The sequence below is a fragment of the Alteromonas sp. BZK5 genome, assembly GCF_014349115.1.
Classification (GTDB): domain Bacteria; phylum Pseudomonadota; class Gammaproteobacteria; order Enterobacterales; family Alteromonadaceae; genus Alteromonas; species Alteromonas macleodii.
On sequence record NZ_JACSOE010000167.1, the window covers coordinates 1 to 3,902 of the forward strand.

Genomic DNA, 3,902 nt, shown 5'->3' on the forward strand with positions numbered 1-3,902 from the left:
TAGGTACACAGACTGAAGTGTGGTCGATTTTTAACAAAAAAATCACGAATCCTAAATTTGCGTTTAAGAATATTGAGCTCTTAACCGACGATGAGCAAGCAAGCTTAGTTGATATGGATAACAAAATGGCTGAACAGCTTGGTCTTAATTACCAAGGCTCATTTCCTTTGACCGCGCTAACTGCATTTATTGCCTCGACCGATTTTTTTGCTCCAAATTCGGATATGTTGAGAAAGCGAAATAAATTTCTTGAAGATTTCTCAGCTGGGAGTCTTTTAGAACGTTCACAGTTAAGTGCTTTCATTCAGTTATTAAAAAATGAATTGTTACTTAATGGTCAGAGTAAAATAAAGAAAGCTAATTTTAATAAGGTTAAAGGTGAGTTAGAACGTACTACTCATTATTTAGATGATATTGAAAGAGTTTATAAAGTGGTGGCGGAGAATGTTAGTGGTAATAGTGAAAGTGCGTGCCATCAATTGCAAGCTAGTTATGCAATTTTAAACTCTCAACTGTATGGCAAAGGAAATGATCTTATTAGATCTGCTGTGCAAAATACCAGAAAGAATATATATAGTGAAATCGATAAAGATGTCAAAAATGAGCAGTTTAAAAAAAGCCTTGAAAGTCAAGTTGATAAATGTATTAACGACATTCAGGTTCAATTACCTAATATAATTGAAAAGTCTGTTAAAGAGTTTGAATCTTCTGTTGTGTCAATTTTTGAACGCTTTAGTGAGTTAAGTGAAGACTTTTTATCTGTTGCAGGCCAGCTTGGAAAAAGCAAACTTGACGCTAAGTTCAATATAAAACTCAATATGGATAGCGGGCTCAAAAAAGGTGCACTTTTGGGAGCTTTAATAGGAGCTGCGTTGGCCCCATTCACAGCAGGTACAAGCTTATGGTTAACTGGAGCAGCAGCGTTTTCTGCCGTACTTGCTTTTGGAAAAGCTACATGGGGTTATTTCAATAACGATTTCAAAATGTCTGAACAGAAAAAGGCTTCTGATACGAATCTACGTAATTTAGAAAATGAACTAAAAAAAGCGCTGCAAAACAGTCTAGACGAAGGTAAAAGCGATATGCAAGCTTCAATTTACAAGCTTGAAACTGAACTTAGGGCACCAGTAAAACAGGTGATAAAAACTAAAGTGTTACTTGAACGCTCGAATCAATCACTGAAATTACTTTCGAAACAAATTGATCATATTGGAGAATGTTAATGAAAAGGACGCTGGATAGCTTTAACGAGATCAAAGCACAAGAGATTAAATTACTAGAGCGACTAAAGTTATTTCTGGAAAAGGGAATAGAAATCGGCATTGAAATAGATCCTGAATTTATAAGTAAATTACAAAGTAATTTAAAGAAGGTAGAGGGTGATAAACTAAAAGTTGCACTTATCGGTGGCTTTTCGGAAGGTAAAACATCCATTGCAGCAGCTTGGATGGAAAAGCTTGATAAGTCGACAATGAAAATAAGCCATCAAGAATCGTCCAATGAAGTCAAAGTATACGAAGTAGGTAGTGACTTTGTTTTGATAGACACTCCTGGGTTGTTTGGGTTTAAAGAGCAAGTTAATGCAGATACGAATACCTTAGAAAAATACAAAGACATCACTAAAAAGCACGTAAGTGAAGCGCATTTGGTGCTTTATGTAATGAATTCATCCAATCCCATTAAAGAAAGCCACAAAGAAGATTTACAATGGTTGTTCCGCACGCTAAATCTATTGCCTCGAACTATCTTCGTGCTGAGCCGGTTTGATGAAGTTGCTGACGTTGAGGACGAGGTTGACTATCAGTCCAATTTAAAAATAAAGCGTGAAAATATAACTGGTCGTCTTCAGGATATGATTGAGTTAAGTCAAGAAGAATTAGAGGCATTATCCATAGTTGCTGTTGCTGCTAACCCCTTTGACCAAGGTATAGAGTATTGGTTAAGTAATATTGATGAATTTAAAGCACTTTCACATATTTCAAATTTACAAGAGGCTACCAACCATAAAATTCAAACATGTGGAGGAGTCGATGAACTAGATTATGATATGCGTTCTAGCATCATAAGTGATGTACTTTATAAGCAATTGCCAGTAGCAATTGAAACAGATGAAAAAGTATCAAAAGAAGTTGAAAGACTAAATGAATTGCAAGCTCGTCTAAAGGGCCAGTTACAAACTACTGAACATCAAATTAGCGTCTCTCGAACGAATTTAAGAGAATTTATAATAAGTTATTTTACAGACCTTATTATGCAAGTCAAAGGGTGTAGCTTGGCGACGTTTGCAGACTTTTGTGAGCGAGAAATTGGTTCAGAGGGAATTGTACTCAACCAAAAGTTGCAAAGTGAATTTGATAGGCAAATAGGGGCGATTACACTTAATGTCGAAAAAATGAACGCAAGTTTTGATGGGGAAGTAAATCATTTTAATACGACGGTGAGAGAGCTAGGTAAAAGTGGTATAAATCACGCCCTTAAAGGTAACTTCATTAACAATCAGACGGTCATTGCAACACGAGATGGTATCGTTTCTGTTGCTAAAACAATTGGCTTTGACATTGGTAAAGCTCTGAAATTCAAACCTTATGGCGCCATAAATTTAGCAAAGGGTTTAAACGGAGCATTAGCCTTTGCAAATATTGCGCTAGAAGTTTGGGATTCCTATGACCAATATAAAAAAGAACAGGAGTTCATTAAAGCTGTTGGAAAAATGGAAGAGGATTTCAATAAGCAAAGGAAAGAGTTGCTAGAGTTAGTTGGTTCTGATGAGTTTAAACAAAAGTTTTTCCCAACCTACATAGAGCTAACAAACAAGTTGCTCGAACTAAATGAGAACATTGCAGCGAGCAACGAACGTAAGAACCTCTTTGCAAATTGGCGTGAAGAAGCGCTTTTGATTGAAGGCGAATTCAAAGCTTTAGCGCAACAATACTAAAATAGACTGATAGTTTAAATTAGCTTCTCAATCTTGCAACCTCATAAAAAACAGCAAGTTGTATACTAACTAAGTACTCTTGCTGTTACCCTCTACACGCGGTTTTAGTCGGAAAACCCTCACTAGTCCCAAAACAGCTTTGAAAGTTTGTGTGATCTTCACCAGCGAAACTAAACACTTCACTAAGTAACTTTTGTCCAAGTATCTGTTACATATCACGGTACGCATAAATGTTGTCTTCCGACAACAACAAGGCTAAATAGCTTGATATTTTTTATGAAGAAAACCACAATTTCACTCAAGCTCCTTAAAGCTGGTTGAGCCTTTACGATATGGCTATCACATCGATAAAATCAATCAACTCAAAACAAGACTTAGAAAATGCACTCAAGCGTTTAGATGAGCGTTGTTCGCTCATAGCTGTCTGTCTGATGAAGTCCAAACTTATTCATCAAAATTGTAAGATCAGATATGAGCTAGTACACACTAGTGTGTTCAAGTAAAGAGACTATGGAGATTTTCATGAGTGTACATTTTATTATTGGCATAGCATTTGTTTCAGTTATTGCCGTTTTGTGTTTTGCTGTTTATATCGCTGCACGTCACGCGGATAAAAAATACAACAAGTCATAGTTTTAACCATTTCTATTCCTAGAAAGATTTTACCTTCTCTGGCGAGCGCAACACGCTATAGCTATACTCACTTAAGTAAGACTGTCCACTTCCCCTAAACGTCGGTGATGGTGATGGCGTTGTTTGTGAATAGTTAAGCATATAGATTCTTTTTAGATTACGTGGACAGGACGAAACATTCATCTGAATGTTCTCATCACATATTTAATTGAATTATCTGATATTATTTTAATCCTGCATGTTCCGGCCCATTCCGATCACCCATTTCGGTTCAATCCGATCACTGATTTCGGTCTAATCCGATCGCCTATTTCGGCGTTATCCGATCAAAAAT

Annotated in this window: 2 protein-coding genes; both read left to right on the plus strand. The window is 36.4% G+C overall.

Features of this window, described 5'->3' with window-relative positions:
- Positions 1–1,223: bacteriocin class II family protein (locus tag BIZ39_RS20670; protein ID WP_187447941.1), on the plus strand; the 1,223-nt coding region annotated here is incomplete at its 5' end.
- Positions 1,223–2,935: a LeoA/HP0731 family dynamin-like GTPase gene (locus BIZ39_RS20675; protein ID WP_187447942.1), complete on the plus strand. Its 1,713-nt coding sequence runs from the start codon at positions 1,223–1,225 to the stop codon at positions 2,933–2,935. The genes BIZ39_RS20670 and BIZ39_RS20675, both read left to right, overlap by 1 nt.
- Positions 2,936–3,902: the final 967 nt, after the last annotated feature.